This window comes from Myroides sp. NP-2 (assembly GCF_014145665.1).
Taxonomy (GTDB): domain Bacteria; phylum Bacteroidota; class Bacteroidia; order Flavobacteriales; family Flavobacteriaceae; genus Flavobacterium.
This window is the reverse complement of the sequence record NZ_JACHTD010000002.1, coordinates 67,368-85,771: the sequence shown is the minus strand read 5'-3', so window position 1 is coordinate 85,771 and position 18,404 is coordinate 67,368. Positions and strand designations below refer to the sequence as shown.

The 18,404-nt window shown below is 37.6% G+C and carries 19 protein-coding genes; 10 read left to right on the top strand and 9 right to left on the bottom strand.

The features are described from left to right. Positions 1-65 precede the first annotated feature (65 nt). The 7 genes from H4K35_RS02810 to pdxA form a co-directional block, all read right to left on the bottom strand. Positions 66-443 carry a hypothetical protein gene (locus H4K35_RS02810; RefSeq protein ID WP_182625870.1) on the bottom strand — a complete coding sequence of 126 codons (378 nt, stop codon included), beginning with the start codon at positions 441-443 and terminating at the stop codon, positions 66-68. 176 nt (positions 444-619) lie between these two features. Further along, positions 620-1,972, bottom strand: coding sequence for an acetyl-CoA carboxylase biotin carboxylase subunit (gene accC, locus H4K35_RS02805; RefSeq protein WP_182625869.1), 1,353 nt, complete (start codon positions 1,970-1,972; stop codon positions 620-622). 66 nt (positions 1,973-2,038) lie between these two features. Next, positions 2,039-2,518 carry an acetyl-CoA carboxylase biotin carboxyl carrier protein gene (accB, locus tag H4K35_RS02800; RefSeq protein WP_182625868.1) on the bottom strand — a complete coding sequence of 160 codons (480 nt, stop codon included), beginning with the start codon at positions 2,516-2,518 and terminating at the stop codon, positions 2,039-2,041. A 35-nt stretch (positions 2,519-2,553) separates the two neighbouring features. Beyond that, positions 2,554-3,549, bottom strand: coding sequence for a beta-ketoacyl-ACP synthase III (locus tag H4K35_RS02795; RefSeq protein WP_182625867.1), 996 nt, complete (start codon positions 3,547-3,549; stop codon positions 2,554-2,556). Positions 3,550-3,711: 162 nt separating this feature from the next. Then, positions 3,712-3,909 carry a 50S ribosomal protein L32 gene (rpmF, locus tag H4K35_RS02790; RefSeq protein ID WP_002989043.1) on the bottom strand — a complete coding sequence of 66 codons (198 nt, stop codon included), beginning with the start codon at positions 3,907-3,909 and terminating at the stop codon, positions 3,712-3,714. Between the two features lie 9 nt (positions 3,910-3,918). Then, positions 3,919-4,494: a DUF177 domain-containing protein gene (locus H4K35_RS02785; RefSeq protein ID WP_182625866.1), complete on the bottom strand. Its 576-nt coding sequence runs from the start codon at positions 4,492-4,494 to the stop codon at positions 3,919-3,921. 50 nt (positions 4,495-4,544) lie between these two features. Further along, positions 4,545-5,615: a 4-hydroxythreonine-4-phosphate dehydrogenase PdxA gene (gene pdxA / locus H4K35_RS02780; protein WP_182625865.1), complete on the bottom strand. Its 1,071-nt coding sequence runs from the start codon at positions 5,613-5,615 to the stop codon at positions 4,545-4,547. 57 nt (positions 5,616-5,672) lie between these two features. Here pdxA and H4K35_RS02775 point away from each other — a divergent pair, with 57 nt between their 5' ends. The 4 genes from H4K35_RS02775 to H4K35_RS02760 all read left to right on the top strand — a co-directional run bounded on the left by H4K35_RS02775 (position 5,673) and on the right by H4K35_RS02760 (position 7,955). Then, a complete protein-coding gene (locus tag H4K35_RS02775) occupies positions 5,673-6,266 on the top strand; it encodes a riboflavin synthase (RefSeq protein ID WP_182625864.1) in 594 nt (197 codons plus the stop codon). A 66-nt stretch (positions 6,267-6,332) separates the two neighbouring features. Next, entirely contained in the window at positions 6,333-6,917 is a 585-nt protein-coding gene (locus H4K35_RS02770) for an RNA polymerase sigma factor (RefSeq protein WP_182625863.1), read from the top strand. Then, positions 6,917-7,147 carry a hypothetical protein gene (locus tag H4K35_RS02765; RefSeq protein ID WP_182625862.1) on the top strand — a complete coding sequence of 77 codons (231 nt, stop codon included), beginning with the start codon at positions 6,917-6,919 and terminating at the stop codon, positions 7,145-7,147. Before H4K35_RS02770 ends, H4K35_RS02765 begins: the two co-directional genes overlap by 1 nt. Continuing rightward, a complete protein-coding gene (locus H4K35_RS02760; RefSeq protein ID WP_255492344.1) occupies positions 7,128-7,955 on the top strand; it encodes a mechanosensitive ion channel in 828 nt (275 codons plus the stop codon). The genes H4K35_RS02765 and H4K35_RS02760 overlap by 20 nt, the downstream gene beginning before the upstream one ends. Before the next feature lie 424 nt (positions 7,956-8,379). On the opposite strand, the gene H4K35_RS02755 is transcribed toward H4K35_RS02760, so the two are convergent. Continuing rightward, on the bottom strand, positions 8,380-9,207 hold the full coding sequence (locus H4K35_RS02755; protein WP_182625861.1) for a universal stress protein: 828 nt from the start codon (positions 9,205-9,207) through the stop codon (positions 8,380-8,382). 179 nt (positions 9,208-9,386) lie between these two features. Between H4K35_RS02755 and rimP the strand changes: the two genes are divergently transcribed. The 4 genes from rimP (at position 9,387) to H4K35_RS02735 (ending at position 14,956) form a co-directional block, all read left to right on the top strand. Continuing rightward, on the top strand, positions 9,387-9,854 hold the full coding sequence (rimP, locus tag H4K35_RS02750; RefSeq protein WP_182625860.1) for a ribosome assembly cofactor RimP: 468 nt from the start codon (positions 9,387-9,389) through the stop codon (positions 9,852-9,854). Between the two features lie 11 nt (positions 9,855-9,865). Then, the gene (gene nusA / locus H4K35_RS02745) at positions 9,866-11,104 is read left to right on the top strand and encodes a transcription termination factor NusA (protein WP_182625859.1); all 1,239 of its coding nucleotides are present in this window, start codon (positions 9,866-9,868) and stop codon (positions 11,102-11,104) included. Positions 11,105-11,155: 51 nt separating this feature from the next. Further along, positions 11,156-14,152, top strand: a complete 2,997-nt coding sequence (infB, locus tag H4K35_RS02740) for a translation initiation factor IF-2 (protein WP_182625858.1) — start codon at positions 11,156-11,158, stop codon at positions 14,150-14,152. Between the two features lie 132 nt (positions 14,153-14,284). After that, a complete protein-coding gene (locus H4K35_RS02735) occupies positions 14,285-14,956 on the top strand; it encodes a zinc metallopeptidase (RefSeq protein WP_182626071.1) in 672 nt (223 codons plus the stop codon). A gap of 60 nt (positions 14,957-15,016) precedes the next feature. Here H4K35_RS02735 and H4K35_RS02730 read toward each other — a convergent pair whose 3' ends face one another. Continuing rightward, positions 15,017-15,829: an endonuclease/exonuclease/phosphatase family protein gene (locus H4K35_RS02730; protein WP_182625857.1), complete on the bottom strand. Its 813-nt coding sequence runs from the start codon at positions 15,827-15,829 to the stop codon at positions 15,017-15,019. Positions 15,830-15,972: 143 nt separating this feature from the next. Between H4K35_RS02730 and H4K35_RS02725 the strand changes: the two genes are divergently transcribed. Together H4K35_RS02725 and H4K35_RS02720 are read left to right on the top strand one after the other, a co-directional pair. Beyond that, positions 15,973-16,926, top strand: coding sequence for a bifunctional riboflavin kinase/FAD synthetase (locus H4K35_RS02725; RefSeq protein ID WP_182625856.1), 954 nt, complete (start codon positions 15,973-15,975; stop codon positions 16,924-16,926). Then, a complete protein-coding gene (locus H4K35_RS02720; protein WP_182626070.1) occupies positions 16,898-18,208 on the top strand; it encodes an HTTM domain-containing protein in 1,311 nt (436 codons plus the stop codon). Before H4K35_RS02725 ends, H4K35_RS02720 begins: the two co-directional genes overlap by 29 nt. Positions 18,209-18,404 lie beyond the last annotated feature (196 nt).

The following is an 18,404-nucleotide window of genomic DNA, read 5'->3' as shown; positions in this document are numbered from 1 at the left end:
TAGAATGGATAGTCATGTATGGCTTTTGTTTCATAAGCCGTTCATTTTAACTGTTTAGCAGACTTTTACTTTATCATTTCAATTGCAAAGGAAGAGGATTTCTGGAAAAAATCTCCTTTGAATCGTTTGATTAATCCTGAGGTTACAATCTTTGTTTCTCCTTGATAGTAGGTTAAGGTTCCCTTGCTGTCTAGATTTAAATCAAAAGATTTCTCACTAGATGATGGAAGGAATTCAGATTCGCAAACTAGATCAAAGCAGTTTGTGGTTGTTGATCGATCGCACAGGATAGTTGTTATAATTATTTCTTTTCCATTAGCATCGTTCATTCTCGTTGTTGCGGTTGTAGGATTTCCTGTCATATTGTAGCTCTGTGTTTGTGCCCAAGCAGAACTAAAAATTCCCATTAATAGGAAAAGTAGAATTAAAAATAGTTTTTGCATAATAAAGGGGATTAAGGTTGATATATCCTACAATGTAATGTATTGGTGATATAAATGCAAAAACAAGGTTAAATATGTGTGAATGATTGAAGCAATAACAAGTGTTAATTTGAATGGTGTAATACAAAAAGGCCACCTGATATCAGGTGGCCTTTGCTATAGATAAATAAAAAATATTATTCTTCTTCTAATGGTTTCATCTGGAATGATTCCATGAAAGCAGTGGTATAGTTTCCTGCTCTGTAGTTTGGATCATCCATCAATTGTCTGTGGAATGGAATTGTTGTTTTAATTCCTTCGATAACAAACTCGTCTAATGCGCGTTTCATTTTGTTGATTGCTTCTTCTCTTGTTTGAGCGGTTGTGATCAACTTAGCAATCATTGAATCGTAGTTAGGCGGGATAGAGTATCCAGAGTAAACGTGCGTATCTAAACGCACACCATGTCCTCCTGGTGCATGCAACGTTGTGATTTTTCCTGGAGAAGGTCTGAAGTCATTGAATGGGTCTTCAGCGTTGATACGACATTCGATAGAGTGTAGTTTTGGTGTATAGTTTTTACCAGAGATAGGCACACCAGCCGCTACTAAGATTTGTTCGCGAATTAAATCGTAATCAATTACTTGTTCAGTGATAGGGTGTTCTACTTGGATACGAGTATTCATTTCCATGAAGTAGAAGTTGCGATCTTTGTCCACTAAGAACTCAATCGTTCCTGCTCCTTCGTATTTGATGAATTCTGCTGCTTTTACTGCTGCTAATCCCATTTTATCTCTCAATTCATCAGTCATGAATGGAGAAGGTGTTTCTTCGGTAAGCTTTTGGTGACGTCTTTGAATAGAACAATCTCTTTCAGATAAGTGACATGCTTTTCCATACGAATCTCCAACTACTTGGATTTCGATGTGACGTGGATCAACAATTAGTTTTTCCATGTACATACCGTCGTTTCCAAAGGCAGCAGCAGCTTCTTGACGTGCACTTTCCCACGCTCTTTCGATTTCTTCTTCTTTGAAGATTTCACGCATTCCTTTACCGCCACCTCCAGCTGTTGCTTTCATCATGACAGGGTAGCCAATAGCTTTGGCTGTTTTTTTTGCGTGATCTAATGATTCTAACAAACCATCAGAACCTGGAACCGTTGGTACTCCAGCTAACTTCATTGTTTCTTTAGCTGTTGCTTTATCTCCCATTTTTTCAATCATCTCTGGAGATGCACCGATGAATTTTACTCCGTGCTCTTGACAGATTTTAGAAAATTTGGCATTTTCAGCTAAGAAACCATATCCAGGGTGAATCGCATCAGCATTTGTGATTTCAGCTGCAGCGATAATGTTGGAAATTTTTAAATACGATAGGTTTGAGGGTGCAGGACCAATACATACCGCTTCGTCAGCGAAGCGTACGTGAAGGCTGTCCGCATCTGCAGTTGAGTAAACAGCTACAGTTTTAATCCCCATTTCTTTACACGTTCTAATGATGCGTAAAGCAATTTCACCTCTATTAGCTACTAATATTTTTTTAAACATCTTCTGAAATTTTAAATTGTAATTGTACTTTTCTTCTTTGCAAGCAGAGAAGGGTTGTCTAATTTCTTAAGATGGGTCAACTAAGAATAAAGGTTGATCAAACTCAACAGGTGACGAATCGTCAACTAAGATTTTTACGATTTTACCTGAAACTTCAGATTCGATTTCGTTGAATAACTTCATTGCCTCAATAACACAAACTACATCTCCAGGTTTGATTACTGTTCCTACTTCTGCGAAAGGAGCTTTGTCTGGTGCAGGTTTTCTGTAGAATGTTCCAATAATTGGCGATTTTACAGTAATGTATTTTGCATCATCTCCTGCTGGAGCTGCCGCTGCTGGAGCTTCAGTCGCAACTGGAGCTGCTGCTGCAGGCGCTTGTGGCATTGATTGCGCTACTGGAACTTGTTGGATATACGTTGTTTCAGTGCTTCCTGTTTCTGTTGTTTTGATGGTGATTTTAAAATCATCCATTTCTAATTTTACTTCTGTAGCTCCTGATTTCGCTACGAATTTGATTAGGTTTTGAATTTCTTTAATGTCCATACTAATGTATTGGTTAGTTGTTTTTTCTAAATTAATTAACTATTGTAAGCCCACTTTAGGTATATTGATCCCCAAGTGAATCCTCCACCAAATGTAGCTAAAATGATATTATCACCTTTTTTCAATTGGCTTTCGTAATCACACAGTAATAGGGGTAAAGTAGCAGAGGTTGTATTCCCGTATCGCTCAATGTTGAGTAAGACTTTAGAGTCGTCTAAGCCCATGCGATGTGCAGTAGCATCGATAATGCGTTTGTTTGCTTGATGTGCCGCTAACCAATTGATATCGCTATGCGTCAGATTGTTGCGTTGCATGATTTTCTCACTCACATCAGCCATGTTTGATACGGCGTATTTGAAAACAGTTTTTCCATCTTGGAACACATAGTGTTGTCTGTTGGCAACTGTTTCGGCGCTTGCTGGTAAAATAGAACCACCAGCATCAATTTTTAAATATTCTCTTCCGATTCCGTCACTTCTTAGGTATTCATCCATAATTCCGTAACCTTCGGTATTGGGTTCAAATAGTACGGCTCCGGCAGCATCTCCAAAGATGATACACGTTGCGCGATCGGTGTAGTCAATGATCGAAGACATTTTGTCCGATCCAATTAACAATACTTTCTTGTATTTACCAGATTCAATATAAGCAGAGGCAACAGACATCCCATATAAGAAGCTTGAACAAGCAGCTTGTAGATCAAAGGCAAATGCATTGGTTGCGCCAATTTGAGTAGCTACGTATACACCTGTAATTGCTACAGGCATATCAGGGGTTGCTGTTGACAATAGAACTAGGTCTATCTCTTTTGGATCTATTCCCGATTTTTTAATTAAGTCTTCCGCAGCTTTAATAGCCATGTGGGAAGTTCCTTTACCAGGTTCTTTAAGAATTCGTCGTTCTTTAATTCCTGTTCGAGAGGTAATCCACTCGTCGTTGGTTTCAACCATTTTTTCTAAATCCGCGTTGGTCAACTTTGTCTCAGGCAAATAACAACCAACTGCAGTAATGGCTGCATGTATTTTTGTCATATGGTGTTGCTTTACTTTATAAAAACATTCCAAAAAGAAGCGAAAATTACAAAAAAAAAACGAATTGGAGCTTTTTTAAGTCTTAAAACTCGTTGTCTCAGTAAATTTCAACAAAAAAAAACTCTCACACACTGTGAGAGTTTATTGTGTTTTTTGAAAAGCTTATGCTTCTACTGCTGTTGTTTTATCAATTACAACTTGTCCTCTGTAGTAAAGTTTTCCTTCGTGCCAGTAAGCTCTGTGGAATAAGTGAGCTTCACCAGTAACAGGACAAGTAGCGATAGTTGGAGCTACAGCTTTGTAGTGTGTTCTTCTTTTATCTCTTCTTGTTTTCGAGGTCTTTCTCTTAGGATGTGCCATTTTACTATATTATTTATCCGTTAATAGTTTTTTTAATTTTTCCCATCTAGGGTCTATATCTTCATTTTCTGAATCTTCATCGGCGGACTCCGCTTGTGAATCTTCTAGGTCAATGTCTTCGTCTTCCTCGTCACTGTCAAATAAAAAATCGAATTCATCTTCGTCAAATTCGTCTTCTGCTGCTTCAGGACTAACTCGCTTTACTGGAATTGCAAGGGCTACTAATTCGTATATATACTGAGTAAGATTAACCTCATACTCATTAAATGGTACAATTAGTACTTCATCGTGATCGTTGTTGAATTCCTCTCCAAACTTGACAATGAGGTTAAATTCATTCTCAATTGGAAGATCAAAGTCTTCATTTGTAACATCACAAGGTACATTTGCAATCCCTTTTGCTTTCAAATTAATCTCTAAAAGGGTAGCTTTTTTATTTAAAAGAACGCTAATATTTGCTTGTATACTGTTGAAATCATCGTAATTGTAATGTTTAAAAAAATTACTATCTACTTGATATTCAAAAGTATGTTCTCCATTTTTCAATCCAATAAAGGATATCGAATATGTTTTTTCGGTATTCATCAAATACATGATTTGAGCGTGCAAAGATAAAAAATTATTATTATTACAAGCTAATTATCAAATTTTTTTGTATTATTTTCTTTTTCTTGGGGCATTAAAGGATTGCTCTTAGCTTCGATATTTCGGTTTCGGTTTCTGAAAACATCGAGGGCTAGATACAACGCCTCGCGAAAAGAAGTAGGATCAGCTAGGTTTTTTCCTGCGATGTCATAAGCCGTTCCGTGGTCTGGAGAGGTTCTAATCTTGTTTAAACCTGCGGTGTAATTCACCCCTTTGCTAAATGACAACGCTTTGAAAGGAGCCAATCCTTGGTCGTGATAACAGGCAATGACAGCGTCAAAGCTGTTGTATAGTTGCGAACCAAAAAATCCGTCCGCTGGAAAGGGTCCTGATACTAGGATGCCTTCCTCTGCTAGTTTTGTTAAGGTTGGTTTCATGATTTCTTGTTCTTCTACACCAATGACACCTTCGTCTCCTGCATGTGGATTAAGCCCCAAAACTGCAATGCGCGGATTGAAAATGTTGAAATCGGTTATTAAAGCTTCTCGTACCGTTTTTACTTTTTCGATGATGCGTTCCGCTGTAATCGCTTGTGCAACGTCTTGTAAAGGAAGGTGATCGGTTAACAATCCAACTTTTAGATTGTCGCTCACTAAAAGCATTAAAGCATGACCCTCCAATTGCTCATTGAGGTAATTGGTGTGTCCTGGATGTTTAAACTCCTCCGATTGGCTGTTGTATTTGTTGATGGGAGCCGTAACAAGCAAGTCAATCGTTCCGTTTTTTAACGCTTCTGTAGCGGCAACAAAAGATTTAATTGCATAATCACCGACCACAGGATCGTTCACACCAAAATTGATGTTTACGTTTTCCTTCCACAAATTTAATACGTTCAGCTTACCTGGAACGGTTTGGTCTAAACTGTCAATGCCCTGAAAATTCACATTGCTATTGATGTTCTTTTTGATATATGATAAGGGTTTTGAACTACCAAAGATAACGGGAGTACAAAGCTCTAGCATTCTATTGTCTTCGAAACATTTAAGGATAACTTCGGGGCCAATACCATTTAAATCGCCTATTGATATTCCTACCCTAACATTTTCTTCTTTATGGCTCATAGTTTCGTATAAATTATTAGTAATTTTGAAAACAAATTTAATAAAATAAATGGAGTAATGTTTACAGGAATTGTTGAAGAAATTGCAATCATTAAAAATATTGTCAAAGAAAAGGAGAATATACACCTCACAGTTGGCTGTTCATTCGTCAATGAATTGAAAGTAGATCAGAGCGTTTTGCATAACGGTATTTGTTTAACGATTGTGGCTTTGACTGAGGAAACCTTTACTGTGACTGCTATTAAGGAGACCATCGATGTGACAACATTGGGACAGTGGACTGTTGGACAAGAAATTAATTTAGAGCGTGGCATGTTAGCTAATGCGCGTTTGGATGGACATATTGTGCAAGGACACGTAGACTTGGTTGGACGTTGTGTGTCTATTGAAGATGCCGATGGAAGTACCTATTATGGATTTGAATATGACCCAAACGCTACACATATTACGATTTCCAAAGGATCTATTACCATTGATGGTACGAGTTTAACCGTAGTAGATTCGGGAATTCACACCTTTAGTGTAGCGATTATACCCTATACCAAAGAGCACACCATTTTTAAACATTATCGCCTAGGCGATTGCGTAAATCTCGAATTTGACGTGATTGGAAAATATGTTGAAAAACTGTTACAAGTTAGGAATGTTTAACAATTCAGTGTTAAAGTTGAAATGTGTTTGTTAACTTACATTACATTTGAATAGTAAAACAATAATATGAGAATGAATGTGCAAAGTCAAAACTTTGTTTCGATGACAGATGAAGAATTGGTTCAATTCATCATTCACAATGGAAATACAAGTTTGTTTGGTATTCTCTATGATCGGTATGGTCAAAAAGTATATCAGAAATGTTTGGGATTTGCTGAATCCCGGGATGCTGCAGAAGACTTGACGCAGGATGTTTTCGTGAAATTATACCTCAATTTAAAGTCGTTTAGAGGAGAAGCAAAGTTTTCAACCTGGCTTTATTCATTTACGTATAATCATTGCGTTAACTATTCAAAGTCTATTTTGAGGCGGCAAAGAGATAACGTGGAATTGCAGGAAGAAACGCTATATGTTTCTACTGCGGATGAGGAAGTAACTGATGAAGAAATCTTTTCACTCACTGTTGAAAAGCTTCAAGAAGCACTAGGATTAATCGACCCGGAAGATAAGATCGTTTTGTTGATGAAATATCAAGATGATAAGTCAATTAAAGATATCGCACAGCTGCTAGAATTAGGTGAAAGTGCGGTTAAGATGCGATTACACAGGGCTAAAAAGAAAATTGTGGAATTATATAATTCGTTGTCATAATGGAGAATCCTTTTAAGAAAATACTGCAAGACGAGAAATTGCCGGACTATCTGAAAGATCGGGTGATTGACAATTTGAATTTTATTAAGTTATCCCTAGATGTATCAGAGCTATATACCGTTCAGGTACCCAAAGTAGTGGAGTCATTTATGGGAGATATTGATAAAGAAAAAGAAAAGAAAATAATAGAAAAAATTAAAAAAGAAGATCATGATGGAGAAATTATATAGTTTTGAATATCCTAGCGAAATGATTAACGACGTGATGAATTCACTTGTCAAAGGCATTTTTGGTTTTCTGCTAATTGCAGGATACGTCCTCCTGTGTTGGTTGTTGTTGAAGCTGTTTTCCTACATCCTTCGAAAGCTATTTAAGCTGATTCGCTTAGATAAAATTCAAGAGGGATTAGATGATAATGAGTTCTTAGGTAAAATTAAGATTCGGGTAAAAGTCGATGCGATTTTGCTCTTTTTTGTAAAAGTATTCTTGGTATTCCTCATGGTGCTTATTGGGGCCGAGCTGTTTGGTTTAGCTATCGTTTCCCGCGAAATCGGTAATTTGATGATGTTTGTGCCTAAATTGTTCGTCGCTTTGTTGATTTTTATTGGAGGGCTTTACTTTGCGTCTTGGATCAAGAAAGTCATTGTTGAAGTACTTAAAGCCGTTGATTTTGTCGGTGCTCGTATGATTGGCAATATTCTGTTCTATCTGATTTTGATTTTTGTGGTGATTACGACTTTGAATCAAATGGGAATTGATACCTCTATTATTACCAGTAACATCTCTATTATAATAGGAGCTATCTTACTTACGGTTGCTTTGTCTTTAGGATTAGGCGCGAAAGATGTAGTGACAAAATTATTGTATTCGTTTTATGCTAGAAAGAATCTAGAAGTAGGACAATACATCGCTATCGATGGATTGAAAGGCTATGTTATCTCGATTGATAATATCTACCTGTGTCTATTGGTGGAAGGAAAGAAAAATTATATTCCAATTAAGACTGTTTCGGAAAGTCATATTGAAATATTAAAATAAAAAAAGCCTTTTTTGGAGATGGGAGAAGGGAAAAGGGAGAAGGGAAAAGGGAAAAGGGAAAAGGGAGAATGGAGATGCGTAAATCGTAATGCGTGAACGATAGGAATTTCAATTAGGAGTGCTTGGATCTTTCTTCGTGACTCCTTCGAGCTTCCTTCGACAAAAAGCTGTTTTTCCCAAGTATTCTCCTAGCATTGTCGAAGAAAGGTTGGAGAAGTCTTGAACTAGGTCTAGAGTTAAATCGTTGTTCAGTTCAGTTACAATAAGACATAAAAAAGGGCAATCTTGCATTTAAGATTGCCCTTTTTCTATTGCCTATTTTTACTCATCTCCTTCTCTCATTTCCCTTCTCTCATTTCCTTCTCTCATCTCCCTTCTCTCATTTCCCTTCTCTCATTTCCCTTCTCTCATCTCCCTTCTCCAACTAGTCAATTTTGAATGTCAAAACAGAAATAGGGGAGTGGTTTACTAAGTCTTCACTAATACTTCCGTTAAAGAAGTGCGCCAAACCAGTACGGCCATGCGTTGCAATGGCGATTAAGTCTGCGTCTATTTTTTTACAGTAGTTTAAGATTCCCTTTTCAACATTGATGTCGTTGTAGATACTCAAATCAAATTCTTTGTCTGTGATATCTTCTAAGAACGTATCTAAGGTTTCTTCTGCTACATGGGTAGGTTTAAAGCTATTCGGTGTGTTGACCATTAATAGGTGTAAATCAGCACCAACAATTCTGTTTAGCGCTAATGTGCTTTTGAAAGAATCTTTCATTTCACTAGTGAAGTCAGAAGCGAAAACGATGTCTTTGATGCAGTTGTCGTCAAATTCTCCTTTTACTACAAATACAGGTACCGGAGAGGTGCGAACTACTTTTTGTGTGTTGGATCCTACAAAGTACTCTTTCATTCCGCTAGCTCCGTGTGATCCTATCACGATAAGATCAACTTCGTTGTGTACTGCTGATTTGGTTACTCCTTGAGAGGTGCGATCTAGAATCAAGCTAGTCGAAACAGTTAATCCGTCGAATAATGGATCTAATGCAATTTGTTGTAATTTTTGTTCTGCTGCATTTTTGAAAAACATCACTTCGGGAGCAGGTGTACCTTTACTAATACCATCACTTGCTTCTTGAGGCAAATCGAGGATGTGTAGTAGAATGATTTCAGCGTTGTGTTTTTTTGCAAAATTCACTCCTGCTTTAATCGCGTTTTGTGCTTGTTGTGAAAAATCTGTAGGTATTAGTATTTTTTTCATAATTACGTATAAAAGTGGATTAAGTGATTAACATGTTTTTTTAGTGTTCTAAATTTAAGCATATAATTATCAATACACAAAAGTTTTTATTAGTACAAAAAAAATAGTATATTTGCACCGTTATTTATTAAAGAAGTTAAATAATGAGGGGACGTAATAGTCCCCTCTTTTTATAGCATATGACATTTAAAAACAAAGTACAAGAGTTGTTGGATGCGGCTTTAGCTGAGAAGCAAGAGTTGTTTTTGATTGAAATGACAATATCTCCAGATAATAAGATTATGGTAATCTTAGACGGGGATCACGGGGTTAAATTGCAAGACTGTATCGATGTAAGTAGAGCTATTGAGCACAATTTAGACCGAGATGAATATGATTTTGGTTTAGAAGTTGCCTCTGCGGGAGCTACATCACCGTTGAAGTTATTGCGTCAGTATAACAAAAACATTGGTCGAAAAGTAAAATTAGTTACGTTGGATCAAGAGAAATACGAGGCGACAATAGCTGAAGTCAGAGATGCATCGATCGTATTACAGTGGAAGGCCCGTGAGGCTAAAGCTGTTGGAAAAGGAAAGGTTACAGTTGAAAAAGAAGCTGTTATACCATTCGAAAATATAAAAGAAGCTAGTATAATAATTTCATTTTAAAAAAATATCAGATGGAGAATAGTGGTTTAGTAGAATCGTTCTCAGAATTTCAAGAGTTAAAATACATTGACCGAGTTACGTTAATGGCCATCTTAGAAGATGTATTCCGCAATGCATTGAAAAAGAAATATGGCGATGACGATAATTTCGATATCATTATTAACCCTGATAAAGGAGATTTCCAGGTGTTTAGAAGCAGAATCGTTGTAAATGACGGGGAAGTTGAAGATGAGAAATACGAAATTTCATTAAGTGAAGCAAGAAAAATTGAATCTGATTTCGAAGTAGGGGAAGAAGTTTCAGAAGAAGTAAAATTAGAAGATATTGGAAGAAGAGCTGTTTTAGCTTTACGTCAATATTTGAATTCAAAAGTGACAGAGCATGACAATGCTACACTATATAAGCAGTTTAAAGAGGTAATCGGAGAGATTTACGTAGCAGAAGTGCATCATATTCGCCCAAAAGTTGTAATTTTGATGGATGATGAAGGAAATGAAATCGTTTTGCCAAAAGAAAAACAAATTCCTTCTGACTTTTTCAGAAAAGGAGATACTGTAAAAGGAATTATTGAGGCTGTTGAATTGAAAGGAGCAAAACCTCAAATTATCATGTCTAGAACGTCTAACAGATTCTTAGAAAGATTGTTAGAACAAGAGATCCCGGAGATCGGAGAAGACAAGATTTTCGTAAAGAGAGTCGTTCGTATCCCAGGTGAAAAAGCAAAAATTGCTGTAGAAGGATCAGATGATCGCATTGATCCTGTTGGAGCTTGTGTGGGAATGAAAGGATCGCGTATCCATGGAATCGTTAGAGAACTTGGAAACGAAAATATCGATGTGATTCATTACACTGCAAATACAGATTTGTTTATCAAACGTGCATTAGCACCAGCGAAAGTAAATAAAGTCGTATTTGATGAAGAGACCAAAAAAGCAAATGTATATTTAGATACAGAAGAGGTTTCTAGAGCAATTGGTAAAGGAGGGCAAAACATTAAGTTAGCTGGAATGTTAACGGGATTTGATATCGATGTGATGCGTGAATTAAACCCAGAAGATGACGATGTTGAATTAAGAGAATTCAGCGATGAAATCGATGTATGGGTAATTGAAGAGTTTGCGAAGATTGGATTGGATACAGCAAAAAGCGTGTTGAACTTGAGTGTTGAAGAGTTAATCAAACGCACGGACTTAGAAGAAGAGACCATTCAAGAGGTGCTCCGTATTCTTAAGGAAGAGTTTGAAGATTAAATCAACACTTCTATTAACAACACAACACAAATAATACACTAAAAAGATAATATGTCTGAAGAAAGAGCAATAAGAATAAATAAAGTTTTAAGGGAATTAAACATTTCTCTAGATAGAGCCGTGGACTTTTTGAAAGGCAAAGGGTATGAAATTGAAGCAACACCAAATGCTAAGATTTCACAAGAAGAATTCAACGTTCTTAATAAACAGTTTTCTGCTGATAGAGGGAAAAAGGAAGCTTCTATTGAAGTAAGTGAAGAGAAGAGAAAAGAAAAGGAAGCGCTTAAAATTGAGCGTGAACGCGAATTAGAAGAGAAGAGAAAACAAGAAGAACAAGCTCGTATCAAGAAAGAACAAGAGATCATTAGAGCCAAAGCAGAAGAGCAAGTTGCGATTAAAACTGTGGGTCAAATTGATCTTGAACCTAAAAAAACTTTAGAAACTTCTTCAGCTGTATCTGACAAAGTTGTGGAGAAAGAAGAGATTAAAGCTGAGCCTGTAAAGAGAGAAGAACCAGTTGCGAAAGAAAGCGTTGCACAAGAAAAAGTAGAGGAGAAAGTAGAAGCTACTCCTGCTGCTAAGGTTAATGTCGATTCTAAAACTGATTCAGCAAAAAATACGACAAAGAAAGTTGAAGCTAAAAAAGTAGCGAATAAAGAATCAAAAGTAAAAGACAAACCTGTGGAAGAAAAGCAACAGAAGGAGTCTGCTAAAGTAGCAAACGAAGAAACTAGAGTAGTGGAAGACGATAAGGTTGATGCGAAATTAGGTGATGAAATCATCAAAACGAACTATCAAAAACTTTCGGGAACTACATTTACAGGGCAAACGATCGATTTATCTCAGTTTGACAAGCCTAAGAAGAAGAAGGAAGAGAAGAAGGATGACAAAAAGGGCAATGTTGCTGGTAGAAATAAAAGAAAACGTATTGCTAAACCTGCTACAGAAGGGGCTGGAACAAACCAGAACAATGCAGGTGGAAACACAAATAAACCAGGGGGGAACAATGCAAACCGCCCAGGTGGAAATAACGCAAACCGCCCAGGTGGAAACAACGCAAATCGCCCAGGTGGAAACAATGGTAAATTCAATAAGAATAACAACAACAACCGTAGAAATGCTCCAGTTGTAAAAGCTGAGCCAACGGATGAAGAAGTTAAAAACCAAATTAAAGAAACGCTTGAGCGTTTACAAGGAAAAGGAAATCGTTCCAAAGCAGCTAAATATCGTAGAGATAAACGCGATGTTCACCGTAAAAAATCAGACGAGGAACAAAGAGCATTGGAAGCAGGTAACAAAGTGCTTAAAGTAACGGAATTCGTTACAGTAGGTGAAATTGCTACCATGATGGATGTGCCGATTACTAAAGTAATTGGAACTTGTATGTCGTTGGGTATCATGGTTACAATGAATCAACGTCTGGATGCAGAAACGTTGACTATTGTAGCAGATGAATTTGGTTTCGAAGTAGACTTTACTACTGCTGACTTAGAGGAAGCAATTGAAGAGACTCCAGATAGACCAGAAGATCTAAAACCTCGTGCACCTATCGTTACCGTGATGGGACACGTGGATCACGGTAAGACCTCTTTATTGGATTACGTGCGTAAAGCCAACGTAATTGCAGGAGAGTCTGGAGGAATTACACAACATATCGGTGCGTATGGAGTAACGTTAGAGAATGGTCAACAAATTACCTTCTTAGATACTCCAGGACACGAGGCGTTTACCGCTATGCGTGCACGTGGAGCGCAAGTAACCGATATCGTAATTATCGTTATTGCAGCGGATGATGACATCATGCCACAAACTAAAGAGGCAATCAGTCACGCACAAGCTGCAGGAGTACCTATCATTTTTGCGATCAATAAAGTGGATAAGCCAACAGCAAATCCAGAGAAGATTAAAGAGAAATTAGCTTCGATGAATTTATTGGTTGAAGAATGGGGAGGTACGTACCAATCACAAGATATCTCAGCTAAACAAGGGATCGGAATGAAAGAATTGTTGGAGAAAGTTTTACTTGAAGCAGAGATGTTAGAGTTAAAAGCAAATCCAGATAAATTGGCATCCGGAACAGTTGTTGAGGCTTATTTAGATAAAGGACGTGGATATGTGTCTACGGTATTAGTACAAGCAGGTACATTAAGAGTAGGAGATTACCTATTAGCAGGATGTAACCACGGTAAAGTACGTGCCATGCACGATGAGCGTGGAAATGCTGTACAAGAGGCAGGACCTTCAAGACCAATTTCTGTATTGGGATTAGATGGTGCGCCAGGAGCAGGAGACAAATTCAACGTATTTGAAGAAGAGAAAGAAGCAAAACAAATTGCCGCTAAACGTACGCAATTGTTACGTGAGCAGTCCGTTCGTGCACAAAGACACATTACCTTAGCAGAGATCGGACGTCGTATCGCATTAGGAGATTTCAAAGAGTTGAACATTATCCTAAAAGGAGACGTGGATGGATCTGTTGAAGCACTTTCTGATTCCTTCTCTAAACTGTCAACAGAAGAAATTCAAATCAATATTATTCACAAAGGAGTGGGTGCAATTACAGAATCTGACGTATTGTTAGCTTCTGCATCAGATGCGATTATTATCGGATTCAACGTACGTCCAATGGCTTCGGCTAAGGTGTTAGCTGATAAAGAAGAAATCGATATCCGCAACTACTCAATCATTTATGACGCAATTGACGACTTGAAAGACGCAATGGAAGGTATGTTATCTCCAGAGTTGAAAGAAGAAGTTACAGGTACAGCTGAAATTAGAGAGCTATTTAAGATTTCTAAAGTGGGTACAATTGCAGGATGTATGGTTATTGATGGAAAAATCTTCCGTAATTCTAGAATCCGCTTAATCCGCGAGGGAGTTGTAATCTATACAGGTGAACTTACGGCACTTAGACGTTTCAAAGATGACGTGAAAGAAGTATCGAAAGGATATGATTGTGGTATCCAAATCAAGAACTACAACGATATCAAGGAGTACGATACGATCGAAGCATTCCAAGAAGTAGAAGTGAAGAAAAAGCTTAAATAAGCCGATTTTTACTACCCTATAGCAAAGAGAGATTCGCAAGAATCTCTCTTTTTTTATGACAAGATGACAGCTTTTTTTATTTGGCGCGGCATTTGCTATTTTACATAATGAACATTAATTGTGATATCTATGATGATATGGGGTTTTATGATTGCCATGATGCTTGTCAGCTGGTGGGTGGGTAATCGTTTACAGACAAAGTTTAAGAAGTATTCTGAGGTACATTTACAGAATGGTATGAGTGGTGCAGAAATTGCCCAAAAAATGCTTTTCGATCATGGAATCAGAGACGTCCGCGTGATTTCCACGCCGGGAAGATTGACGGATCATTACAATCCGATGGATAAGACAGTAAATTTAAGTGAGGCCGTTTACAATCAGCGTAATGCCGCAGCGGCTGCTGTAGCAGCACACGAGGTAGGACACGCCGTACAACATGCACAAGCGTACTCCTGGTTGACCATGCGTTCTAAAATGGTGCCTGTTTTAGAAGTGTCCTCTAAGTTTATGCCCTTCGTGTTAATTGGTGGTGTTTTATTGATTAAAACCTTTCCACAATTGCTTTTATTGGGTATCGTATTATTCGCTCTAACAACGCTGTTTTCGTTTATTACGCTACCAGTAGAATACGACGCGAGTAACCGTGCATTGAAGTGGTTAGAAGCTAAAAATATCGTGACACCACAAGAATTAGTAGGATCTAAAGATGCGTTGAAATGGGCGGCTAGGACCTATGTAGTCGCTGCAATATCTTCTTTAGGTACTTTATTATACTACGTCATGATTTACATGAATAGAAGGTAAATAACTGTTTTTTATTATATTTTAATTGTTTTAAAAAGGATTTCTAACGAAATCCTTTTTTTATTGTATTTCGATGAGTAGCGGAATGTGATCTGAGATCTTGTTTGCTTCTTTTATCGTTTCAAAATCCTCAAAAAACAAGAGTGCTTTAGTTGATTTAACAGTAAAGTGCGTTTGTTGAAGGAAGATGTTGTCATACGCATTGGCCAAACAATCACCCTGAATACACTTCTGACGCAGCGAGGTCTTTTGTTGCGTAAAGGCTGGCGTATATCCTTGCTTTTTAAGAGGATTGAATACCGAATGCGATTCTGGCGTATTAAAATCGCCTAGAAAAATAAGATTTTTATCCTTGTACACTTCAGGTAGAAACTTCAGATATTTGATTTCTTTTTCTGGTTGGTGTTTCTTGGGTAAAGCGTGTAAATTGACAAGGGTAAATTCAATATCCTTGTACTGAAAAGTTGCCATATAGGGCTCTCGTTCAATTTCTTCCTGATAGGTAGGATCCAAAAAAGCTTTCTTTTGCAGTTTTACCTGTTTAGTTTTCCACAAATACGCATAGCGCTCAGAACGATAAGGTGAACTTATGGTAGGATCGCTTAACGCATACTCCCATTTGGCTCCACTTTTGCGATTGAGTTCCTCGTGTAAGGCAGCAAGCGTTTGTGCTCCACTGGGATTGGTGACAATCTCTTGAATAGCCACAATATCCGCTTGCTTCATTATTTTGGCAATATAGCTGATGTGTTCTTCGGTTTTACTACTTCCTAAGTTTTTTAAGTTCCAAGTCATAATTTTAACTTGAGCGAACAACAGTAAAGGGGCAAATACAAATAAAAAAACCAGGGTGGTTTTGATACAATTAGGCATGTTAATTACTTTAGATTGGGCGTATTATTGTGTAATATTTAAGGTGATTTGTAAAAAATGAAGTATTTTTACGGTTCGAAATTTTGTTTAGAAAAACGGGGCGAAATTAAGTAAAATCCCTTTAAAAGACTAAAGTTATCATTGTGAAAGTATTTTCTTCCATTGGCGAATTTAAAACCGATAAAAAAGTTGTCGCAACCTTAGGAACCTTTGACGGGGTTCATGTTGGACATCAAATGATTATAAAAAAATTAGTAGATGCTGCTACTGTATTGCATGCTGAAAGTTTAGTATTGACCTTCTTTCCTCATCCGCGTATGGTACTCAAGCAGGATCACGGTATTCGCTTATTAAATACACTGGAGGAGAAGCAGGAACTTTTAGCTGATTTGGGATTGCACAACTTAGTCGTGCAAAAATTTGATTTAGATTTTGCCAATTTAAGTGCGGAAGACTTTGTCAAACAAGTATTAGTCGATACGTTTAATATCTCTAAAATCATCATCGGTTATGACCACCGTTTTGGAAAGAATCGAACGGCAGATATTCACGACTTAAAGCGTTTTGGTGCGCGTTATGGATTTGAAGTAGAAGAAATTTCGGCTCAGGAAATTGATCATGTGTCTATTAGTTCTACAAAGATTCGAACCGCTTTAGAAGCGGGGAATATCGCCCTAGCTAATGAGTTTTTAGGACATGAATACTATTTCTCTGGTCGCGTAATTCACGGGAAGAAACTTGGCCGTACCCTTGGTTTTCCAACGGCTAATTTCGAAATATCAGAATCGTATAAAATGATTCCACAAAATGGGATTTACGTGGTTGAATCGGAAATAGATGGAGTAAATGTCAAAGGAATGATGAGTATTGGTATCAATCCTACCTTTGTTGACCATCCCCATACAGTAGAAGTAAATTACCTAGATTGGTCTGGTGATTTATATGATAAAACGCTTAAAGTTCGTATCTTGGATCGCATTAGAGATGAACAAAAATTTAATTCGCTAGAGGCGCTTGTCGAACAACTGAAAATGGATGAACAAGCGACGCGAGCATATTTTAACCGCTATGTGGAAAAAAGCCCTTCAACCCGTTGATAATGCCCCTTTAATTATTTTCAGAATCTTTTTTGGTTTTCTATTTGCTTGTGAATCCTTTGGCGCAATTGCCACAGGCTGGGTGAGAATCAATCTTGTAGACGTTAAACTTACGTTTTCTCATATTTACATGGATTTCTTACAGCTGCTGGTTGGGCCGCAAATGTATGTGTATTTCTTTGTGATGGGATTAGTTTCACTCGCTGTTATGTTGGGCTATCGCTATAAGTGGACGATGCCGCTATTGACGCTCCTTTGGGCGGGTGCCTATTACTTACAAAAAACATCGTATAACAACCATTACTATCTGTTGTTGATCATTTGTGTATACATGTGCTTCTTGCCTGCGGCTTCGTATAAATCACTAGATGTAAAAGCGAATCGCGTCAAAGAAGAACTGTCCATGCCCCTGTATTTTAATTGGATTTTTATTTTCCAAGTGAGTGTGCTCTACATTTATGGCACAATTGCTAAGTTTTATCCTGATTGGCTTGATGGTACGTTTACTGAAATTATGTACCAATCAGCGAATATTCCCGATGGTTTTAAAAATGTATTTACTCAAAAAGAGTTTTACCTGATTATTGCCTATTTGGGTATTATTTTCGATGGATTGATCGTGCCTGCTTTACTGTGGAAACGCACGCGTACTTTGGCGTTGGTGGCCTCTTTTATCTTCCATTTGTTTAATTCGGCGACTTTGCACATTGGAATATTTCCTTATTTTGCCCTGACATTTGCCTTGTTTTTCTATCCGTCGGATCAAATTAGACGTATTTTCTTGAAAAAGAAACCTGCAGTTGAACAAACAGAACCTTTTGCAACCCCTCAGTTAAGTAAACCTGTCTTGGGCTTTTTAGCAGTATTTATGTTTATTCAATTTGCTTTGCCTTTACGCCAACATTTTATCGAAGGGGATATCTTGTGGACCGATGAAGCACATCGTTTAAGTTGGCGCATGATGTTGCGTTCTAGAGGGGGCTATACCACCTTTATCGTTGAAAATAAAAAAACAGGTGAACGCAGCTTTTATAATTCGGAAAATGTCTTGAGCGATAAACAAGATACCCGATTGAATACCTCAGATATGATCTGGCAAATGGCGCAATACATCAAAAAAGAATATGCAGACCTCGGGATAGACGTCGCTGTTTATGCGGATAGCTGGGTGTCAATTAACGGTAGATCCTATAGTCAATATATCGACCCTACAGTCGATTTAGCGAATGAGTCTTGGAATTATTTCGGTCATAGTAGGTGGATCTTGCCTAAACCTTTTTAGGGGTGAGTGGAGAGTGGAGAGTGGAGAATGGAAAGTGGAGAGTGGTGAGTGCTAAGTGGAGAGTGAGTGAATGGTGAATGGAAAGTGGTGAGTGGATGGTGAACGTCACCAAAAGCCAAACAACGAAAGCCAAAAGTCAAAAACCAAAAGTCAAACAACGAAAGTCAAACAACGAAAGTCAAATAACAAAAAAAGC